At 64.4% G+C, this 16,946-nt stretch carries 19 protein-coding genes; 13 read left to right on the top strand and 6 right to left on the bottom strand.

Going from position 1 to position 16,946, the window contains the following annotated elements; genetic code table 11:
- Positions 1-60: 60 nt before the first annotated feature.
- Positions 61-360 (top strand): hypothetical protein, encoded by a 300-nt coding sequence (locus tag G7Y82_RS00095; protein ID WP_168145963.1) that lies wholly within the window; start codon positions 61-63, stop codon positions 358-360.
- A 67-nt stretch (positions 361-427) separates the two neighbouring features.
- On the opposite strand, the gene G7Y82_RS00090 is transcribed toward G7Y82_RS00095, so the two are convergent.
- Positions 428-3,217 carry a M16 family metallopeptidase gene (locus tag G7Y82_RS00090; RefSeq protein WP_168145962.1) on the bottom strand — a complete coding sequence of 930 codons (2,790 nt, stop codon included), beginning with the start codon at positions 3,215-3,217 and terminating at the stop codon, positions 428-430.
- A gap of 40 nt (positions 3,218-3,257) precedes the next feature.
- Here G7Y82_RS00090 and ampD point away from each other — a divergent pair, with 40 nt between their 5' ends.
- Genes ampD through G7Y82_RS00075 form a run of 3 tightly spaced genes read left to right on the top strand, consistent with a single transcriptional unit; the run spans position 3,258 to position 5,605 of the window.
- The gene (gene ampD / locus G7Y82_RS00085) at positions 3,258-3,848 is read left to right on the top strand and encodes a 1,6-anhydro-N-acetylmuramyl-L-alanine amidase AmpD (RefSeq protein ID WP_168145961.1); all 591 of its coding nucleotides are present in this window, start codon (positions 3,258-3,260) and stop codon (positions 3,846-3,848) included.
- Between the two features lie 60 nt (positions 3,849-3,908).
- Positions 3,909-4,772: a regulatory signaling modulator protein AmpE gene (ampE, locus tag G7Y82_RS00080; RefSeq protein ID WP_168145960.1), complete on the top strand. Its 864-nt coding sequence runs from the start codon at positions 3,909-3,911 to the stop codon at positions 4,770-4,772.
- On the top strand, positions 4,772-5,605 hold the full coding sequence (locus tag G7Y82_RS00075; RefSeq protein ID WP_168145959.1) for a helical backbone metal receptor: 834 nt from the start codon (positions 4,772-4,774) through the stop codon (positions 5,603-5,605). The genes ampE and G7Y82_RS00075 overlap by 1 nt, the downstream gene beginning before the upstream one ends.
- On the opposite strand, the gene G7Y82_RS00070 is transcribed toward G7Y82_RS00075, so the two are convergent.
- Positions 5,586-6,128, bottom strand: a complete 543-nt coding sequence (locus G7Y82_RS00070) for a cob(I)yrinic acid a,c-diamide adenosyltransferase (RefSeq protein WP_168145958.1) — start codon at positions 6,126-6,128, stop codon at positions 5,586-5,588. The two genes, G7Y82_RS00075 and G7Y82_RS00070, sit on opposite strands and share 20 nt — an antisense overlap.
- 105 nt (positions 6,129-6,233) lie before the next feature.
- Here G7Y82_RS00070 and G7Y82_RS00065 point away from each other — a divergent pair, with 105 nt between their 5' ends.
- Positions 6,234-7,031 (top strand): inositol monophosphatase family protein, encoded by a 798-nt coding sequence (locus G7Y82_RS00065; RefSeq protein ID WP_168145957.1) that lies wholly within the window; start codon positions 6,234-6,236, stop codon positions 7,029-7,031.
- Between the two features lie 30 nt (positions 7,032-7,061).
- Here the strand turns inward: G7Y82_RS00065 and G7Y82_RS00060 are convergent, their stop codons facing one another.
- Entirely contained in the window at positions 7,062-7,718 is a 657-nt protein-coding gene (locus G7Y82_RS00060; protein ID WP_168145956.1) for a histidinol-phosphatase, read from the bottom strand.
- A gap of 109 nt (positions 7,719-7,827) precedes the next feature.
- On the opposite strand from G7Y82_RS00060, the gene G7Y82_RS00055 reads away from it, so the two are divergent.
- The 3 genes from G7Y82_RS00055 to bfr all read left to right on the top strand — a co-directional run bounded on the left by G7Y82_RS00055 (position 7,828) and on the right by bfr (position 9,260).
- Positions 7,828-8,349 (top strand): RNA pyrophosphohydrolase, encoded by a 522-nt coding sequence (locus G7Y82_RS00055; protein ID WP_366515580.1) that lies wholly within the window; start codon positions 7,828-7,830, stop codon positions 8,347-8,349.
- An 88-nt stretch (positions 8,350-8,437) separates the two neighbouring features.
- The gene (locus G7Y82_RS00050; RefSeq protein ID WP_168145955.1) at positions 8,438-8,665 is read left to right on the top strand and encodes a (2Fe-2S)-binding protein; all 228 of its coding nucleotides are present in this window, start codon (positions 8,438-8,440) and stop codon (positions 8,663-8,665) included.
- A gap of 115 nt (positions 8,666-8,780) precedes the next feature.
- A complete protein-coding gene (gene bfr / locus G7Y82_RS00045) occupies positions 8,781-9,260 on the top strand; it encodes a bacterioferritin (protein ID WP_168146539.1) in 480 nt (159 codons plus the stop codon).
- Positions 9,261-9,325: 65 nt separating this feature from the next.
- On the opposite strand, the gene hemJ is transcribed toward bfr, so the two are convergent.
- Positions 9,326-9,751 (bottom strand): protoporphyrinogen oxidase HemJ, encoded by a 426-nt coding sequence (gene hemJ, locus G7Y82_RS00040; protein ID WP_168145954.1) that lies wholly within the window; start codon positions 9,749-9,751, stop codon positions 9,326-9,328.
- A gap of 95 nt (positions 9,752-9,846) precedes the next feature.
- Here hemJ and argC point away from each other — a divergent pair, with 95 nt between their 5' ends.
- From argC to erpA, 4 genes are read left to right on the top strand one after another with little or no spacing between them, the layout of a single operon-like run.
- On the top strand, positions 9,847-10,878 hold the full coding sequence (gene argC, locus G7Y82_RS00035; RefSeq protein WP_168145953.1) for an N-acetyl-gamma-glutamyl-phosphate reductase: 1,032 nt from the start codon (positions 9,847-9,849) through the stop codon (positions 10,876-10,878).
- 15 nt (positions 10,879-10,893) lie between these two features.
- Complete coding sequence (locus G7Y82_RS00030) at positions 10,894-11,661, top strand: DUF6776 family protein (protein WP_168145952.1); 768 nt, start codon at positions 10,894-10,896, stop codon at positions 11,659-11,661.
- A gap of 34 nt (positions 11,662-11,695) precedes the next feature.
- A complete protein-coding gene (locus G7Y82_RS00025; RefSeq protein ID WP_168145951.1) occupies positions 11,696-12,109 on the top strand; it encodes a bactofilin family protein in 414 nt (137 codons plus the stop codon).
- A 5-nt stretch (positions 12,110-12,114) separates the two neighbouring features.
- Positions 12,115-12,471: an iron-sulfur cluster insertion protein ErpA gene (gene erpA, locus G7Y82_RS00020; RefSeq protein WP_168145950.1), complete on the top strand. Its 357-nt coding sequence runs from the start codon at positions 12,115-12,117 to the stop codon at positions 12,469-12,471.
- 28 nt (positions 12,472-12,499) lie between these two features.
- On the opposite strand, the gene G7Y82_RS00015 is transcribed toward erpA, so the two are convergent.
- Together G7Y82_RS00015 and G7Y82_RS00010 are read right to left on the bottom strand one after the other, a co-directional pair.
- Positions 12,500-13,615 carry an anhydro-N-acetylmuramic acid kinase gene (locus G7Y82_RS00015; RefSeq protein WP_366515578.1) on the bottom strand — a complete coding sequence of 372 codons (1,116 nt, stop codon included), beginning with the start codon at positions 13,613-13,615 and terminating at the stop codon, positions 12,500-12,502.
- Between the two features lie 17 nt (positions 13,616-13,632).
- Positions 13,633-14,940, bottom strand: coding sequence for an OapA family protein (locus G7Y82_RS00010; RefSeq protein WP_366515577.1), 1,308 nt, complete (start codon positions 14,938-14,940; stop codon positions 13,633-13,635).
- Positions 14,941-15,232: 292 nt separating this feature from the next.
- Between G7Y82_RS00010 and tyrS the strand changes: the two genes are divergently transcribed.
- Positions 15,233-16,438 (top strand): tyrosine--tRNA ligase, encoded by a 1,206-nt coding sequence (gene tyrS / locus G7Y82_RS00005; protein WP_168145948.1) that lies wholly within the window; start codon positions 15,233-15,235, stop codon positions 16,436-16,438.
- Positions 16,439-16,946 lie beyond the last annotated feature (508 nt).

Below are 16,946 nucleotides of genomic sequence, written 5' to 3'. Positions count from 1 at the left end.
GACACCCTGCAGTGGCGGGCCTAGGCTCGCCTTCGCGCTTAACTTCATTCAGGGGTCGTCATGTCGCGCATCATTTCCATCGTGTTCGCCGGGTTGCTGCTGTGCTCGGTCGGTTGCGCACAGGCGCAATCCAGTAGCCAGCAGGTTGTCGACACGGCGCCGTCCGCCGGTGCGATGACGATCGATCTGCTGCTGGTCCGCCCGTTGGGTCTGGTCGCCACCGTACTCGGCACGGGTCTGTTCGTGCTGCAGTTGCCGCTGTCGGTGGTACAGGGCGAGCCGCCGTCCGATCCGGCGCGCAAGCTCATTGTCGAGCCGGCACGCTTCACATTCCGCCGACCGCTTGGCGATTTCGAGTAAAGCGGCTGTCGATGCAACGAAAAACGCCGGCGTCGTGCCGGCGTTTTTCGTTGGGCGAGCAGAACGCTCAAGTCCCGTCGTCTGCGACCGGATGGCCGTCGGCGTCGAGCACCTCGATGTCGTGAATGCCGAGGCTAGGCGCCAGTTTGCGTACCGGCGCTTCGATCTTCGATAGATCGCCGATCACGATCCACGTCAGTGCCTGCGGATGCACCAGGCGGTGCAGGGCGGCGTTGACGTCGGCGGGGCTCAACGAATCGAGTTTCGGCACCACCTGATTCCAGTAGTCATCCGGCAGGTCGTCGGCCAGTACCGTCGCGTAGGACGACGCCAGGTCGGACGCGGTCTCGTTGTCGCTCGGCAGCGCCAGCGCAATGCTGTTGCGTGCGAAGTCGATCTCCTTGCCGGTCAGCGGCTTGGCGCCGAGCGCGTTGTCGAGCTCGTGCTGGATCTCGGTCATCGACTCAGTGGTCTTGTCGGTCTGCACCGGTGCGTAGGCGAAGAACGGCCGCTGCGCCTTGGCCCCGCCAATGCCGGTGAACGCACCGTAACTCCAGTGCTTGTCCTCGCGCAGATTCATGTTGAGGCGCGAGACGAAATTGCCGCCGAGCACGGTCGAGGCCAGCTGCATCGCCAGATCATCCGGATCGGACTTCGGCGGCGCCAGCTCGGCGGCCATGATCAGTGTCTGCGGCGCATCGCGCTTGTTGATCATCACCAGCTTCGGTTGCGTCGGCAGATCGACGTGCGCCAGATTCTTCTGCGGTACCGGCGTGTCCGGCGCCTTCCAGCTGCCGAACTCCTTTTCGAGCAGCGGCATGATCTCGTCCATGGTCGTGTCGCCGACGACCAGCAGCGTGGCGTTGTCCGGTCGCAGCCAGCGGTGATAGAAGGCCTGCAGATCGCTGACGTCGATGCTGGCGACGCTGGCCGTGGTGCCGGTGCCTGACGCCGGATTCGTGTAAGCGTGGTGTGGACCGTACAGCAGGCGCGTATACAGGCGCCGGGCGATGCCGATCGGGCGCGCCTTTTCCTGTTCGATGGCCGCCATCTGCAGTTGCTTCAGCCGCTCGAGTTCGTGCGCGGGGAAGGTTGGGCGCAGGATGATATCGGCGTACAAATCGAGGCTGGGCTTGAGTTTGGCCTTCAGCGCGTTGAGTCCGATATACGAAGTATCGAGTGTCGAGCCGCCGCCGATCAGCGCACCGAGCTTGTCCTCGGCAGCGTCGAGCTGCAGCGCGTCGTATCGACCGGCGCCTTCGTCCAGCATCGCCAGCGTCAGGCGCGCGGTGCCGGCCTTTACGTCGGGATCGGAATCGGCCGCGTAACCGGCATTGGCGATCAGGCTGAAGTGCACGATCGGCGCTTCATGCCGCTCGGCCAACGCGATCTTCAGGCCGTTCGACAGCGTCGCGTGCTGCAGTGGCGGCAGCGTCAGCGCCGGCGGGCTGCCGAGCGCCGGCAGCTGGCTGCGATCGGCGCCGGTCTTGGCCGCCGTGTAATCCGGGAACGGTTCGACGTCGAGTTTGAAGACGCCATCGGACAGCCACTTGCGCGCCACCGTGCGCAGGATGTCCGGCGTCGCGTGCTTGATCTCGTCGAGTTCCTGCGTGTAGCGATCCGGCGTGCCGCAATAAACCTGATACTGCGCCAGCATCGCCGACTTGCCGCCGAAGCCGTCGATGCGCTCGAGGCCACGCAGTGCCGATGCGAAGACGGCGGTCTGCACGCGCGAGACCTCATCCTTGCTCGGGCCGTCCTTGAGGAAGCGCGCCATTTCCTCGTCGATCGCACGTTCGAGCGCCTTCTCGTCGCCGCCCGGCTTGACCGTCGCGGTAATCGTCAGCTGCGAACCGATCTCGGTCGGCGAGATCGACACGTCGACGTCGGTGGCGATCTGGTCCTGGTAGACCAGCCGCTTGTAGAGGCGGCTGTTCTTGCCGTCGCCGAGCACCGAGGCGACCATCGACAGCATGTTGGCGTCGGGATCGCAGAAGCCGGGGATGTTCCAGACTTCATAGAGCCGCGCCTGCGGCACGCGGTCTTCAATGGTCTCGCGCCGGGTGCCGTGCATCTTCGCGACCCAGGCCTGCGCATGATCGACCGGCGGGCCGGACGGGATGTCGCCGAAATACAGCGCGATCTTTTTCTTCACGGCTTCGGTGTCGACATCGCCGGCGATCACCAGCGTTGCATTGGCGGCGCCGTAGTGCGTGCGGAACCAGTTCTTGACGTCGTCCAGCGTCGCCGTATTCAGGTCTTTCTCGGAGCCAATCGGCGTCCACGAATAAGGGTGGCCGGACGGGTAGGTGTCGCGCGCGACGATGTCGTCGACCTTGCCGTAGGGCTTGTTCTCGTCCTGGCGCTTTTCGTTGAGAACGACACCACGCTGTTCGTCGAGACGCTTCTGATCGATCGCGCCGAGCAGATGGCCCATGCGATCCGACTCCAGCCATAGCGTGCGATCGAGCGCGCTGGTCGGCACGTTCTCGAAGTAGTTGGTGCGATCGTAAGACGTCGTACCGTTCATCTTGGTTGCGCCGGCCGGTTCGAGCGCGCGGAAGAACTCGTCGTTGTAGTGCTCCGAGCCGTTGAACATCAGATGCTCGAACAGATGCGCGAAGCCGTGCAGGCCGGCCGGCTCATCCTTGCTGCCGACGTGGTACCAGACGTTGACGGCCACCACCGGCGCCTTGTGGTCCTCGTGGATAATGACGGTCAGCCCGTTCGGTAGCTGGTAGCGTGTGTACGGAATGTGCACGTCCGGAAACGCGTCGGCCTGGGTGGCCGCGGCGGCGGGCAGTGCGCTCAGCAGCGTGGTCGCCGCAATGCTGGCGGCGAGGAGCAGTCGTTTCATCGATCTTTCTTGAGGTTTTGTATCGTGAACGGATCACGTGATGATTGAACAGACGCCCCCGCAGCGCAAAGGTTCCCGGCCGCCTGCCGCGCAGGTCGATGCCGACGGCTGGATGCGCGGTGCCCGGATCTGTGTCTCGCCGAACTTCGATGCGCGGCCGGCGCACGAGATTTCGCTGCTCGTCATTCACAACATCTCGCTGCCGCCGGGGCGCTTCGGCGGGCCTTACATCGATGCGCTGTTCACCAATACCCTGGACCCGCAGGCGCATCCGTACTTCGCTGGCATCCACGGTTTGCGCGTGTCATCGCACCTTTTGATCGGTCGCAACGGGGCCGCGACGCAATACGTGCCGTTTACCGCACGCGCCTGGCACGCCGGCGTCTCAAGTTTCGATGGGCGCGAGCGCTGCAATGACTTTTCGGTCGGTATCGAGCTCGAAGGCTGTGACGAGCGAGCGTTCACGGCAAGACAGTATGCGCGGCTGGTGCGCGTCACCCGCGCGCTGATGCACGCCTATCCGCAGATCACGGCGTCGCGTATCGCCGGTCATTCCGATATCGCGCCCGGCCGCAAGACCGACCCGGGCCCTTGCTTCGACTGGGCGCGCTATCGCGCTGCGCTTGGCTGAGCGCTGACTGCGCAAACTGCCGATGGCGCGGAGCCGGGTGGCTCCCGCACAATTCACACCATGACCCTGATCGGCATTCTTATCGCTCTGGCGCTTGAGCGCGTGCTCGGCCGTATTCCCGGCTGGGGCCAGCCGGTGATCTTTCTGGGGGTGATGCAGGGCCTGCGGCGGGTGATGCCGTATGTCCTGTGGGCATCGCCGCTGTTGCCGCTGGCGGTGGTTGCGGCGCCGGTGTGGCTGGTCTGGTGGTGGTACGGCCAGATCTGGAGCCCGCTGGTGGCGCTGGGCGTGTCGGCGGGGATCCTGCTGCTGTGTCTGGGACCGCGCGATCTGGCCGAGGACGTGCACGACCTGCTGGCGGCGCGCGCCGCCGGCGACATCGTCCGCGTCCAGCAGATCGCCCGCAATCTGCAGCGTGGGCCGCAGCCGGACGAGAACCATCGCTCGCTGATGGGTACGCTGTTCATCCAGTCGCACGAAAAACTGTTCGGTGTGCTGCTGTTCTTCTTTGCGTTCGGGCCGGCCGGTGCGGTCGCTTACCGCATCGCTTGCCGCTTGCCGCGCCTGATGCGCGAGACGGCGCCGGATTCCTGGGGCGAGATGACCGCCGACTGGCTGCACAATCTCCTGGCCTGGATTCCGGTGCGCATCACGACGTTGCTTTACGGCCTGGCCGGTAGCCTCGACGATGCGATCGCCGAGTGGCGCGTGTTCGTCCGCCAGCCGTACTACGGGTGGCGGCTCTATACCTGGGCGCTGCTGGCCGAGATTTCGACGGCGTCGCTGCGCGTCGAGGATGAGGACGGTACGGCCGAGCCCGTCAATCTGGGTTCGGCGCTGCGCGAAGTGCTGCGCATGCAGTGGCGCGCGCTGCTGTTGTTGCTGGCGATCTTCGCAGTGTTCGCGACCGGCAGCATGTTCTGATGCGCGTAGCGCTGTCGGCACTGTTGCTGCTGCTCGGTGGTGCGCTGGCGCCACCGGCGCTGGCCGCCGAGCGCATCGTCACCCTGGCGCCACATCTGGCCGAGCTGGTCTGTGCGGTGCAAGCCTGTGGCGAACTGGTCGGCGTCAGTGCGTATACCGACGCGCCGCCGCGCGCTGCAGCCTTGCCGCAGGTCGGTTCGGCATTCTCGGTGAACTATGAAGCGGTGCTGGCACTGCAGCCGACGCGAGTACTGGCCTGGGGCGGCGGCACGCCGCCAGCGACGATTCAGCGCCTGCGCGACCTTGGCTTGAACGTCGAGGTCGTGAGCATTGATGATCTGGATGGCATTGCCGGCGCGCTCGAGTCCCTGGGCGCTGATCTGGGCCATGCCGAGGCCGGCGAGGCGGCGGCCGACGCCTATCGCGATCGCCTGCAAGCCTTGCGCGCACGCTATGCGGACCGGCCGCGGCTGCGGGTCTTCTATCAGATCGAAAGCGCACCGGCCTATACCGTCAACGGCGAAAGCCCGATCTCGACGGCGCTCGACCTGTGTGGCGCCGACAACGTGTTTTCGTCGTTGCCGGCGCTGTCATCGGTGGTCAGCCCGGAAGCCGTGCTGGCGGCTGATCCGGACGCGGTGGTGTACGCCGCCGACGAGGATCGGCGCGGCATCGCTGCGTTCTGGGCCAAGCTTGACGGCGCACGCGCCGCCGATCCGTCGCGTCAGGTGGTGGTCGATGCCAATGCGCTGACGCGACAGTCGCCACGGGTGCTCGACGGCATCGAGCAACTCTGCGAGGGATTGGACCGCGTCAGGCGTGACGCCAGATGACTTCGTTGCCGCCGTCGGCGCGGGCCAGGCGACGGCCGATGATGAACATCAGATCGGACAGCCGGTTCACGTAACGCAGCGCAGCGAGGTTCAGCGGCGTTTCCGTATGCACGCCCCACAGCGCACGCTCGGCGCGGCGCGTGATCGCCCTCGTCAAATGCGCCTGCGCGGCTGCTGCGCCGCCGCCTGGCAGGACGAAATCCTTGAGCGGCGGCAGCTCGGCATTGAAGGCCTCGGCCCAGGTTTCGAGCTGGGCGACGTGTTCGTCGGTGATGGCGGTGTGGCCGGGCATCGCCAGCTCGCCGCCGATATCGAACAATCGGTGCTGGACCACCGAAAGGGCATCGCGGAATTCGCCCGGCAGTTCGTGTGCGAGCAGCACGCCCAGCGTCGAATTCAGCTCGTCGAGATCGCCCATGGCCGCGACACGCGGGTCCGTCTTGGCGACGCGGTCGCCGGTCGCCAGGCCGGTGGTGCCGGCATCGCCGGTGCGGGTAACGATCTTGCTGAGCCGATTGCCCATGACGCTCCTCGTGATGTTCTGGTCAGCCCATGAGCGTAGCGTGTTCGCCATATCGCTGCTGCGGCGCGACGCGGCTATCATGCGCACCCCTCGACGGAGACCGACATGACCAGTCCGCACCTTGCCGCCGCGCTGCAGGCGGCGCGCGCCGCCACCGAGATCATTCGCAAGGCCTACCGCGGCAATTTCCAGGTCGACTACAAGGCCGACGCCAGCCCGGTCACCGAAGTCGACATCGCTGCCGAGCGGGCGATCAAGGCGGCGCTCGGCGCCGCATTCCCGGCCTACGGCTTCTTTGGTGAAGAGACCGGCAAGGACCACGCCGATGCCGAATACCTGTGGCTGGTCGATCCGATCGACGGCACCAAGGCCTTCGTTCGCGGCTATCCGATCTTCTCGGTGCAGATTGCGCTGATGCACCGCGGCACGCTGATCTTCGGTCTGTCATGCGCGCCGTGCTGGAACGAGGGGCTCGGCGAAGTGGTCTGGGCCGAGCAGGGTGCCGGCGCCTGGCGCGGCTTGCTGGAAACGCCGCTGGCCGATTTCGAGCGCCTGCAGGTGTCGGATGTGGCGCGGCTCGACAAGGCGACCCTGTCGACCGGCAATATCGCGACGCTGGCCGCCGCCCCGCAGTGGGCGGAGCTGGGTCGCCTGATCCCGCAGCTGCATCGCATCCGCGGCTATGGCGATTTCGTGCACTACCACCTGCTTGCCGCCGGCAAGATCGACGCGGTGGTGGAGTCGGACATCAACATCCTCGACATCGCTGCACTGGCGGTCATCGTGCGCGAGGCGGGCGGTTGTTTCACCGACCTCAACGGCGGCGAGATCGGCCTCGATGTGCGCACCGTGCTGGCCAGCAATGGCCACCTGCACGCGGCCTTTTCAGCTCTGGCGCTGTAGGCGTTCCGGCGATCGCCGCCGGCGCCGGCTTCAGCGCAGGCTGATGATGGGCCAGCCGCGCGACTCGGCGGTCGCGCGCAGCACGGCGTCCGGATCGACGGCGATCGCGGTGTCGGCTTCTTCAAGCAGCGGAATGTCGTTGCGCGAATCGCTGTAGGCGGTGACGTGCGTAAACGGTTGCGTGCGCGCCGCCAGCCAGTCGCGCAAGCGCCGCACCTTGCCGGCCTGGAAATTCGGAATGCCGGCGATGCGTCCGGTGTAGCGGCCGTCGCGGCGCTCGGGATCGGTGGCGATCAGGTGGTCGACGCCCAGCAGCCCGGCTATCGGTTCGGTGATGAAGCGGTTGGTGGCGCTGGTGATCAGCAGTTCGTCACCCTGTGCGCGGTGACGTTCGAGCAGGGCCGGTGTCCCGGATGCCACGACCGGTACGATCCATTCGCGGATGAAGCGCTCGCGCAGCGTCAGCATCTGCTCGATCGGGTGTTCGGTCAGCGGTTGCAGGCTGAACGCGGCATATTCGTGCATGTCCAGCGTGCCGGCCTTGTACTGCCCATAGAAGCGCTCGTTCTCGCGCGCATAGTGCTCGCGATCGACGACGCCCTGCTCGACCAGCCAGCGGCCCCAGAGGTGATCGCTGTCGTCGGCCAGCAAGGTGTGATCGAGGTCGAAGACGGCGAGGCGGCGCATGGTCGGGGCGGCGGCGGTAGCTGGGGGCCGCGCAGCATAGCAGCGTGATTGCCGGCGCATGACGGGCTATGAAACAATCCAGTCACACTTCGCGCCAAGATCCCTGCAAGTGATTGACGCTGATGGCTTTCGTCCGAATGTCGGTATTGTGTTGTGCAATGCCGACGGGCAGCTTTTATGGGCCAAACGCATCGGCCAGCAGGCTTGGCAGTTCCCGCAGGGTGGTATCCAACGCGGCGAAAACCCGGAACAGGCGCTGTTTCGCGAACTCAACGAAGAGCTGGGGCTGGACCCCGAGCACGTCCAGATCCTCGGCGTGACACGCGGCTGGCTGCGCTATCGCCTGCCGGACCGCTACCTGCGCCGGACCCGCGGCCGCGTCTGCATCGGTCAAAAGCAGAAATGGTTCGCGCTGCGTCTGACGGCCGACGAAGCCGAGATCCGCCTCGACGCCGGCGAGAAGCCGGAGTTCGATGGCTGGCGTTGGGTCGACTACTGGCTGCCGCTTGACGAAGTGGTCGATTTCAAGCGCGCGGTCTATCAGGCGGCGCTGCGCGAGCTGGCGCCATTGCTGCCCGCGAAGCCGCGTCGTCGGCGCCGGTTCGCGCCCGGTTCACATCCCACCGCCTAGGCTGCACGAATCGGCCGTCGATCGGGCAGCCGATAATCGAAAGAAATTGCAGTTGACACGGATTCTCATTAACGCCTACGATCGATTCATGTTCGTTTGTGTCTGCAAAGCCGTCTCCGACCGGCAAATCCGCCGCGATATTCGCGAGGAAGGCGTGACCAGCCTTCGCGAACTGGCGCGTCTGCGCGGCGTCGGCACCTGCTGTGGCAAGTGTGTGCCGCAAGCGCGGCGCCTGCTCGACGAGACACTCGAACAGCATCGCGCGGCCGTGGCGCCGGTGCCGCTGGCCGGGCTCGGCGGTCTGCAACTCGCCTGATTGCCGTCGCGCCGCCGGCGCGCAAATCGCAACCGTTATTGCTACCGCATCGATTTCGTCGTCGCCTCGGCGGCGTCCGTATACTCGTGTGCATTGAATCGGACGGAGCATGGACATGCGCGGCGACCCCAAGGTCATCGAATACCTCAACCTCGGCCTGAAGAATGAGCTGACGGCAATCAACCAGTACTTCCTGCACGCGCGCATGCTCGGCAACTGGGGACTCAAGCGGCTCGAAAAGCACGAGTACGAAGAGTCCATCGACGAGATGAAGCACGCGGACAAGCTGATTGCCCGCATTCTGTTCCTTGAAGGACTGCCGAATCTGCAGGACCTCGGCAAGCTGTACATCGGCGAGGACGTCAAGGAAATCTTCGAGTGCGACCTGAAGATCGAGAAGCTGGCGCATCCGATGTACAAGGAAGCGATCGGTTACTGCGAGTCGGTCGGTGACTATGTGACGCGTGAGCTGCTGGTCGACATCCAGAAGAGCGAGGAAGAACACATCGACTGGCTGGAAGAACAGCTCGGCCTGATCGAGAAGATCGGCATTCAGAACTACATGCAGTCCGGAATGGGCGAGATCGGTTCCTGATCTCCCGGTTTGACCACAAAAAAGCCCCGCTTCGGCGGGGCTTTTTTGTAATGGTCGCTGGCGCTTCAGAACGGCTTGAGGACGACCAGCAGCACGATCGCCAGCAGCAGCAGCGTCGGCACCTCGTTCATTAGCCGATAGAACTTCGCGCTCTTTGTATTGCGGTGTTGGGCGAACGCACGGACGCGAGTTTTCAGCCAGCCGTGATAGCCGGACAGGATCAGCACCAGCAGCAGCTTGGCATGCAACCAACCGGACTTCATATAAATGTCGGGACCCGACAACAGCGTGGCGATGCCGAACGCCCAGGTGCCGAGCATGCCGATCGTCGTCATCACGTAGAGCCGCCGCTCCATCGTGCAGAAGCGCTCGTGCTCCGCACCCCCATGGACATCGACGTGGTAGACGAACAGGCGCGGCAGATAGAACAAGCCCGCGAACCAGGCGATGACAAAGAAGATATGGAAGGCCTTGAGCCAGAGCCAGAGCATGATGAGTGTCCGTGCGATGCGAGGCCGCGTTTGCGTTTGCGGCGGATCGTCCTATTATCGCCGGCCCAAGCGTTTCACGTCATGACGGACACCCCATGATCAAGGTCGGCATCGTCGGCGGCACCGGTTACACCGGCGCCGAGCTTCTGCGCCTGTTTGCGCAGCACCCGCAAGCCGAGGTCACGCTGCTGACCTCGCGCAAGGAAGCGGGCACGCGCGCCGATGCAATGTTCCCGCACCTGCGCGGTTACACCGACCTCGAATTCAGCGCGCCGGATCCGGAAGCGCTGGCCGCTTGCGACGCGGTGTTCTTCGCGACACCGCACGGCACGGCGATGGCGATGGCGCCGGCGCTGGTCGAGCGCGGCATCAAGGTCATCGATCTGTCGGCCGATTTTCGCCTGCGTGACACTGCGACCTTCAAGCAGTGGTACAAGCTCGATCATGCGACTCCGGCGTTGCTCAGCGAGGCGGTTTACGGCCTGCCGGAAGTGCACCGCGAGGCGATCCGCCAGGCGCGCATCGTCGGTAACCCGGGCTGCTATCCGACGTCGGTGCAGCTCGGCCTGCTGCCGCTGCTCGAGGCCGGCGCGATCGAACGCGACGGCATCGTCGCCGACTGCAAGTCCGGTGTCAGTGGTGCCGGCCGCGAACTCAAGCTCGGTTCGATGTTCACGGAGGCCTACGACTCGTTCAAGGCCTACGGCGCAGCGGGTCATCGGCACCTGCCGGAAATTCGCCAGGGCCTCGCGGACATCGCCGGCGCCGAGGTGGGGCTGACCTTCGTGCCGCACCTGCTGCCGCTGATTCGCGGCATTCATTCGACGATCTACGCGCGTTTGACCCGTGACGATGTCGATCTGCAGGCGCTGTACGCGTCACGCTACGCCGACGAACCGTTCGTCGACGTTGCGCCCGCCGGCGATCACCCGGAGACGCGTGGCGTGCGCGGCGGTAACACCTGCCGGATTGCAGTGCATCTGGCGCCGGACCGGCGCACGGTGATCGTGCTGTCGGTGATCGACAATCTGGTCAAGGGTGCGTCCGGGCAAGCGGTGCAGAACTTCAACCTCATGTTCGGTCTCGACGAGCGCGCCGGATTGCAGGCGCCGCCGCTCGCGCCCTGATCGCAGCACGCCGCCGTGCAGCACAAGATCATCATCAAACGCCACCGGCCGTGGCTGAAGCCAGCGTTGGTCGGTGGCGTGTCGATGGCGGTGCTGCTCGGGTCGTGGGCGCTGTACAGCTACACGCGCGCGACCACGGTCAGCGATTTCGAGCAGGCGCAGACCGAAGCACAGAAGTTGCGTGCCGAGCGGCGTCAGCTGTCGCGCGACCTGCGTACGGCACGGGCGAAGGTCGACGAGTTGGAGGATCAGATCGCCTATCTGAAGCAGTCCAACCAGATCGACAAGCAGGCCTGTGCGACAGTGCAGAAGTCGTTGACCGATCTGCAGGCCGAGGCCTCTGAGCTGCGCGAGCAGGTGGCGTTCTATCGCGGTATCGCCGCGCCGGACCAGGCCAAGGCCGGGGTCCGCGTGCAGGAGATCCGCTTCGACCCGGTACCGAAACAGCCCGGCTCGTTTCGCCTGTTCCTGACCCTGATTCAGTCGGTTCGTCAGGACAAGCGCGTCAGCGGCCACATCGAAATGAAGGTCGTCGGCAAGCAGGGCGGTGCCGAACGGTCGCTGCCGCTCGATACCCTGTCGCCTGATGCCGCGAAGAATCTGGTATTTTCATTGAAGTACTTCGAGGAATTCAGCGGTCAGTTCCAGCTTCCGTCGGGATTTTCGCCGGAGCGCGTGGTGATCACGCTGGTCCCGGACCGCAGCGGTGCGCCGCGGTCCGAGGAGAGCTTCGACTGGCAGCGCATAGTGGATAACGGGGCGGGTGATGAAGTTCGGGAATAACGTAACGAAGACAACGACTTCGAGCGGGGGCGGTGTGGATACTCTGATCGGCAGACAGACGGAAATTCTGGGCGACATCCGCTTTGCGGGCGGCTTGCACGTCGACGGCAGGGTCAAGGGCAAGGTCCTGACGTCCGGCGAGAAGGCATCGTCGTTGTCGGTCAGCGAGAACGGCACCATTGAAGGTGACGTGCGCGTCCCCAATATTGTGTTGAACGGCACTGTCGTCGGCGACGTGCATGCGTCCGAGAAAATCACCATGGCCGCCAAGGCGCGGGTGACGGGCAACGTGTACTACAAGGTCATCGAGATGGAAGCCGGCGCCCAGATCAACGGGCAACTGGTACACGAGTCGCACAGCGCGGCGTCGATCGACGGTCTCGAGGGTGAGATGGAGTTCGATGAGCTTGGCGAGGCGCGCCGTGTGAAGGGCTTTATCACCGGATAGCAGTCATGTCAGAAGTCGAAGCCTTCGAAGAAGCGAGTGAAGTCATCTTTACCGCAGCGGCGGCGGATAAGGTCCGCGAGTTGCTCAGTGAAGAAGAGGATGCGGATCAGAAGTTGCGCGTGTTCGTCACGGGCGGCGGCTGTTCGGGCTTCCAGTACGGTTTCAAGTTTGAGAAGACGCAGGACGACGACGACACCATCGTCGTTCGCAATGGCGTCACCTTGCTGGTCGATCCGATGAGCCTGCAGTACCTGTCGGGCGCCGAGATCGACTACAAGGAAAGCATCGAAGGCGCGCAGTTCGTGATTCGCAACCCGAACGCCACGACGTCCTGCGGCTGCGGCAACTCGTTCTCGGTCTGAGCTGACCGGCTGGGCGGCCTGTTGCGCGTCAGGCGCGATAGACGCCGCCGAGTATGGCCGCGCTGCGCGCGCCAGTGACGCTCGGCAGATTGCCGCTGCGCCCGTGCATGGTTTGCCAAGCCAGCCATGCGAATGCGGCGGCTTCGACCCAGTCGGGGTCTATCCCCAACGCCGCGCTGGTGGCGACCTCAATGCCCGGCAGGCGCCGACGCAGCCCTTCCATCATTGCTTGATTGCGGGCACCGCCGCCGCAGACGTAGAGATCCTGCGTCTGCGGCGCATGGCGCTCGATGGCGCGAGCGATGCTCTCGACACTGAGTTCGAGCATTGTGCGCTGAATGTCCTCCGCGTCGAGTGGCGCGTCCCGTCGCTGACGCTGCAGCCACTCCAGATTGAAGTGGTCGCGGCCTGTGCTCTTCGGCGGCAGGGCATCGAAGTACGGATCGTCCAGGCAACGCGAGAGCAAGGCGGTGTCGAGCTGGCCCGATGCCGCCCAAGCGCCGTCGGCGTCGTAATGCTGGCCGCGCGACGCTTGAATCCAGTCGTCGAGTAGCGCGTTGCCGGGGCCTGTGTCGAAGCCGGTGACGGCGCCTTCGCGCGGCAGGATGGTGATATTGGCAATGCCGCCGACATTGAGAACGACGCGATGCCGCGCCGGATCGGCAAAGGCGGCGGCGTGAAAGGCCGGCACCAGGGGCGCGCCCTGACCGCCGTGCGCCATATCGGCCCGGCGCAAGTCGGCGACGACGGTGACGCCGGTCCGTGCGGCGATACGGTTTGGGTCGCCGAGTTGTGTGCTCGTGGCCAATGTCGTCGGATCGTGGAACACGGTTTGACCGTGCGAACCGATCGCGAGTACGGCCGCAGTCGGCAGCTGTAGGTCGTGCAGCAGCGACTCGGCGCAAGCGGCAAAGCAATCCCCGACGGCTGCGTCGAGGCGGGCAATGTCGCGCAAGGTGACGGGCGTATCGGGGCGGCGCTGCAGGCTCAGCAGTTCGTCGCGTAGTGCTTCCGGGTAATGCGTGGCCGCGGTACCGAGCAGGCGCAGGGGCCTGCCGGCTTCGTCGAACTCGCAGGCGGCGGCGTCGATGGCATCAAGGCTCGTGCCGGACATCAGCCCGAGACAGATGATGCTGCGCGACACCGCCCGCGAACCGCGGATCAGTCGTGCAGGGCCGACGGCGGGGCGCCCGGCGCGCTTGCCGGGGCGCTGGGCGTGACCATCGCCGTGGCGGTGTCCGACATCTGGTCGAGGCGCGCGAGCACATCGGCATTGTCATGACGCCAGCTGGCGACCACGCTCTTCGGCAGCGGATTGGCTCGCGGCAGGGCCACGGTCACCGGATTCTTGTGCACGCCGTCGATACGGAATTCGTAGTGCAGGTGCGGGCCGGTCGCCAGACCGGTCATGCCGACGTAGGCGATGACCTCGCCCTGGCGTACGCGCTGACCCGCGTGCAGGCCTTTGCGGAAACGCGACAGATGACCGTACAGCGTCGAGTACTTCGGGCCGTGCTTGAGGATGACGACGTTGCCGTAACCATGCTGGACGCCGGCAAACGCGACGATGCCATCGCCGGTCGCCTTGACCGGGGTGCCAATCGGCGCCGCGTAATCCACGCCCTTGTGCGCGCGGATGACGTTGAGAATCGGGTGCCGGCGCCCCAGGCTGAAGCCGGAGCTGATACGGACGAAGTCGACCGGTGTGCGGATGAACGCCTTGCGCAGCGATTCGCCGTTCGGCGTGTAGTACGTTGCGTTGCCATCGGCGTCGACGTAGCGCATCGCGCGATAGCTGCGGCCCTGATTGACGAACTCGGCGGCGAGGATGTCACCGTCACGCAGTTTCTTGCCGTCCTTGTAGAGCTGATCGTAGACGACCGAGAAGTGGTCGCCGTCGCGCAAATCGAGCGCGAAGTCGATGTCGTAGCCGAAGATGTCGGCCATTTCCATCACCAAGCGGTTCGATAGACCGGCTTTCTGTGCGGCGGCGAACAGCGAACTGGTGATCACGCCGGTGAGTTGTGCCGGGTGGTGCTGGACTTCGGCTTCGATGGTTACTGCCTCGAACCCGTTGTCGCCGCGACGTACTTGCAGGGTGTGCGTCGGGTCGTATTCGTAATTCAGCTGGTCGAGCTGATCATCCTCATTCTTGCGGATGCTGATCTTGTCGCCGGGGCGCAGATTTTTCAGGCGGCCGGCGTCGTCGTTCAAGCCGACGATCGTCATCGCGTCGGAGAAGGCGAGGTCTTCCTTGTCGAAGATGTCGGACAGCGTCTGGCCGCGCTTGACGACGACGGTCGTCCAGTCGCTGGCTGACGGCGCCGCAACGTTGTCGGCGGCAGCACCCTGCACGGCGGCGTCGAACGCGTTTTCAGTGGTGGGCGCGAACGCCTGCGCGGCTTCGTCGCCGGCGGCATCGTGCAGGGCACTCTCCCGCGTCGCGATGCCTTCGCGCGTCGCCACCACGGCAAGAATAGAAACACACGCCGCCGCGAGCCACACGGAGCGACGAGCCGAACGGCGAGGTGCCAGCTCGGCTGGGCTATAATCAATCTTCATCTTCTCAACCCGAAAAACGCCCAAACGGCCGCGCTGTGCCGCACGGTCCATCTCGAATTACTGCGCTATTGTTGTATTAATTTGAGGTACTGCCTGCACGTCTAAGGAACCATAGTTTCAGAGGCATTGCAAGCAAATCGTGGTGGATGTTTTCACCTAATTACTCGCCGCCAGCTCGCTCAATTTGCATCCTGCCGTCATGGATTTTTCCGAACTCGAACGTGGCACCGATGAGGTCATCCCTGCAGACGAATTCCGCGCCCGCGCCGCACAGGCGGCAAAGGATGGCGTTCGGCTGCGCATCAAGGCCGGATTTGATCCGACGGCCCGGGATTTGCACCTCGGGCACACGCTACTGCTTAACAAATTGCGTGCCTTTCAGGAGTTGGGCCACGAAGCCATCTTCCTGATCGGCGACTTCACCGGAATGATCGGTGACCCGACCGGCAAGAACGAAACACGCAAGCCGTTGACGCGCGAGCAGGTCGAGGCCAATGCCCAGACCTATAAAGAGCAGGTCTTCAAGATCCTCGATCCGGAACGCACGACGATCGCCTTCAATTCGAGCTGGCTCGACAAGCTCGGCACCGAAGGCATGCTGCGCCTGGCGGCTCAGCACACCGTTGCCCGCATGCTGGAGCGCGACGACTTCTCCAAGCGCTTCGCAACCGGCCAGCCGATCGCCATCCATGAGTTCCTCTATCCGCTGTTGCAGGGCTATGACTCGGTGGCACTGAAGGCCGACGTCGAGCTGGGCGGCACCGATCAGAAGTTCAACCTGCTGGTAGGGCGGCATCTGCAGTCCGGTGCCGGGCAGCGGCCACAGTGCATCATGACCGTGCCGATCCTCGAGGGTTTGGACGGCGTGCAGAAGATGTCGAAGAGCCTCGGCAACTACATCGGCGTCAATGACGCGCCGGGCGAGATGTTCGGCAAAGTGATGTCGGTGTCCGATGCCCTGATGTGGCGGTACTTCGACCTGCTGTCATTTCGACCGCTGACCGAGGTCCGGGGGCTGCGCGCCGGTGTCGAGCAGGGCGCCAACCCCCGAGACGTGAAGATGGAGTTGGGCGTCGAGCTGGTCTCGCGCTTCCACGGCGCCGGAGCCGGCGAAGCGGCGAGGGCCGCTTTTATCGCGCAGTTCTCGCAGGGCGCATTGCCTGACGATATCCCCGAGGTGCGGATCGCGGCGCCGGCCGCTGGCCTTCCCATCGCGCGCGTGCTGAAGGAGGCGGGGCTGGTGGCCAGCAACGGGGAGGGCAACCGCATGGTTGAGCAGCGCGCGGTTCGTGTCGATCAGCAGCGGATCGAGGATCGGACGTTGATGTTGTTGCCAGGCCAACAGCTGCTGTTGCAGGTGGGCTCGCGGCGCTATGCCCGCGTTGAGCTGGTTGCTGGCGAATGAGCTGAGCGCATAGTTCCGTGTACGCCAACGAATGAGTACATATATTAAGAGAACAAAAAAGGCGGGCCTCGGGCCCGCCTTTTTGCGTTTATGGCGATCGGGGGCTTCCAGAGCCCAGCGACTCGAGCCGCGCCAGCCGGTTTTCGGCATTTATTGAGGCGTGAAACGGGCGCATGGTTGTGCGGGGCCAGGCCGCGGCCGCGCGACAAGGTCAAATAATGATCAGAATTTGGTGAAAAAGTACACAAAATCAGCGCGCTCGGATCATCGGCAAGACTTTCTCTTGAACAAAAAAATCAATTTTATCAATTAGATAGTTTCTGTTCGGCAAAAAGTCGTTGCACGCATCTCAAAAACCCCTATTATTCGCCTCCCCGCTGCACGGCACCGACGAAAGACGAAGCCGCTGCAGCCTGACTCTTTAAGAACAAAGCAAGTAATTTGTGTGGGTGCTCCCGTGTACGTGGCGAAGCCATGAAACATGAGAGTATCAACGTAGCCAAGTCAA

The organism is Solimonas marina (genome assembly GCF_012241385.1).
Classification (GTDB): Bacteria; Pseudomonadota; Gammaproteobacteria; order Nevskiales; family Nevskiaceae; genus Solimonas; species Solimonas marina.
This window is presented reverse-complemented; position numbering and strand designations above follow the sequence as displayed.

Coding starts and splice junctions, on each gene's coding strand:
- G7Y82_RS00095 (WP_168145963.1), top strand. CDS start 61: ATGTCGCGCATCATTTCCATCGTGTTCGCCGGGTTGCTGCTGTGCTCG.
- G7Y82_RS00090 (WP_168145962.1), bottom strand. CDS start 3,217: ATGAAACGACTGCTCCTCGCCGCCAGCATTGCGGCGACCACGCTGCTG.
- ampD (WP_168145961.1), top strand. CDS start 3,258: ATGATTGAACAGACGCCCCCGCAGCGCAAAGGTTCCCGGCCGCCTGCC.
- ampE (WP_168145960.1), top strand. CDS start 3,909: ATGACCCTGATCGGCATTCTTATCGCTCTGGCGCTTGAGCGCGTGCTC.
- G7Y82_RS00075 (WP_168145959.1), top strand. CDS start 4,772: ATGCGCGTAGCGCTGTCGGCACTGTTGCTGCTGCTCGGTGGTGCGCTG.
- G7Y82_RS00070 (WP_168145958.1), bottom strand. CDS start 6,128: ATGGGCAATCGGCTCAGCAAGATCGTTACCCGCACCGGCGATGCCGGC.
- G7Y82_RS00065 (WP_168145957.1), top strand. CDS start 6,234: ATGACCAGTCCGCACCTTGCCGCCGCGCTGCAGGCGGCGCGCGCCGCC.
- G7Y82_RS00060 (WP_168145956.1), bottom strand. CDS start 7,718: ATGCGCCGCCTCGCCGTCTTCGACCTCGATCACACCTTGCTGGCCGAC.
- G7Y82_RS00050 (WP_168145955.1), top strand. CDS start 8,438: ATGTTCGTTTGTGTCTGCAAAGCCGTCTCCGACCGGCAAATCCGCCGC.
- bfr (WP_168146539.1), top strand. CDS start 8,781: ATGCGCGGCGACCCCAAGGTCATCGAATACCTCAACCTCGGCCTGAAG.
- hemJ (WP_168145954.1), bottom strand. CDS start 9,751: ATGCTCTGGCTCTGGCTCAAGGCCTTCCATATCTTCTTTGTCATCGCC.
- argC (WP_168145953.1), top strand. CDS start 9,847: ATGATCAAGGTCGGCATCGTCGGCGGCACCGGTTACACCGGCGCCGAG.
- erpA (WP_168145950.1), top strand. CDS start 12,115: ATGTCAGAAGTCGAAGCCTTCGAAGAAGCGAGTGAAGTCATCTTTACC.
- tyrS (WP_168145948.1), top strand. CDS start 15,233: ATGGATTTTTCCGAACTCGAACGTGGCACCGATGAGGTCATCCCTGCA.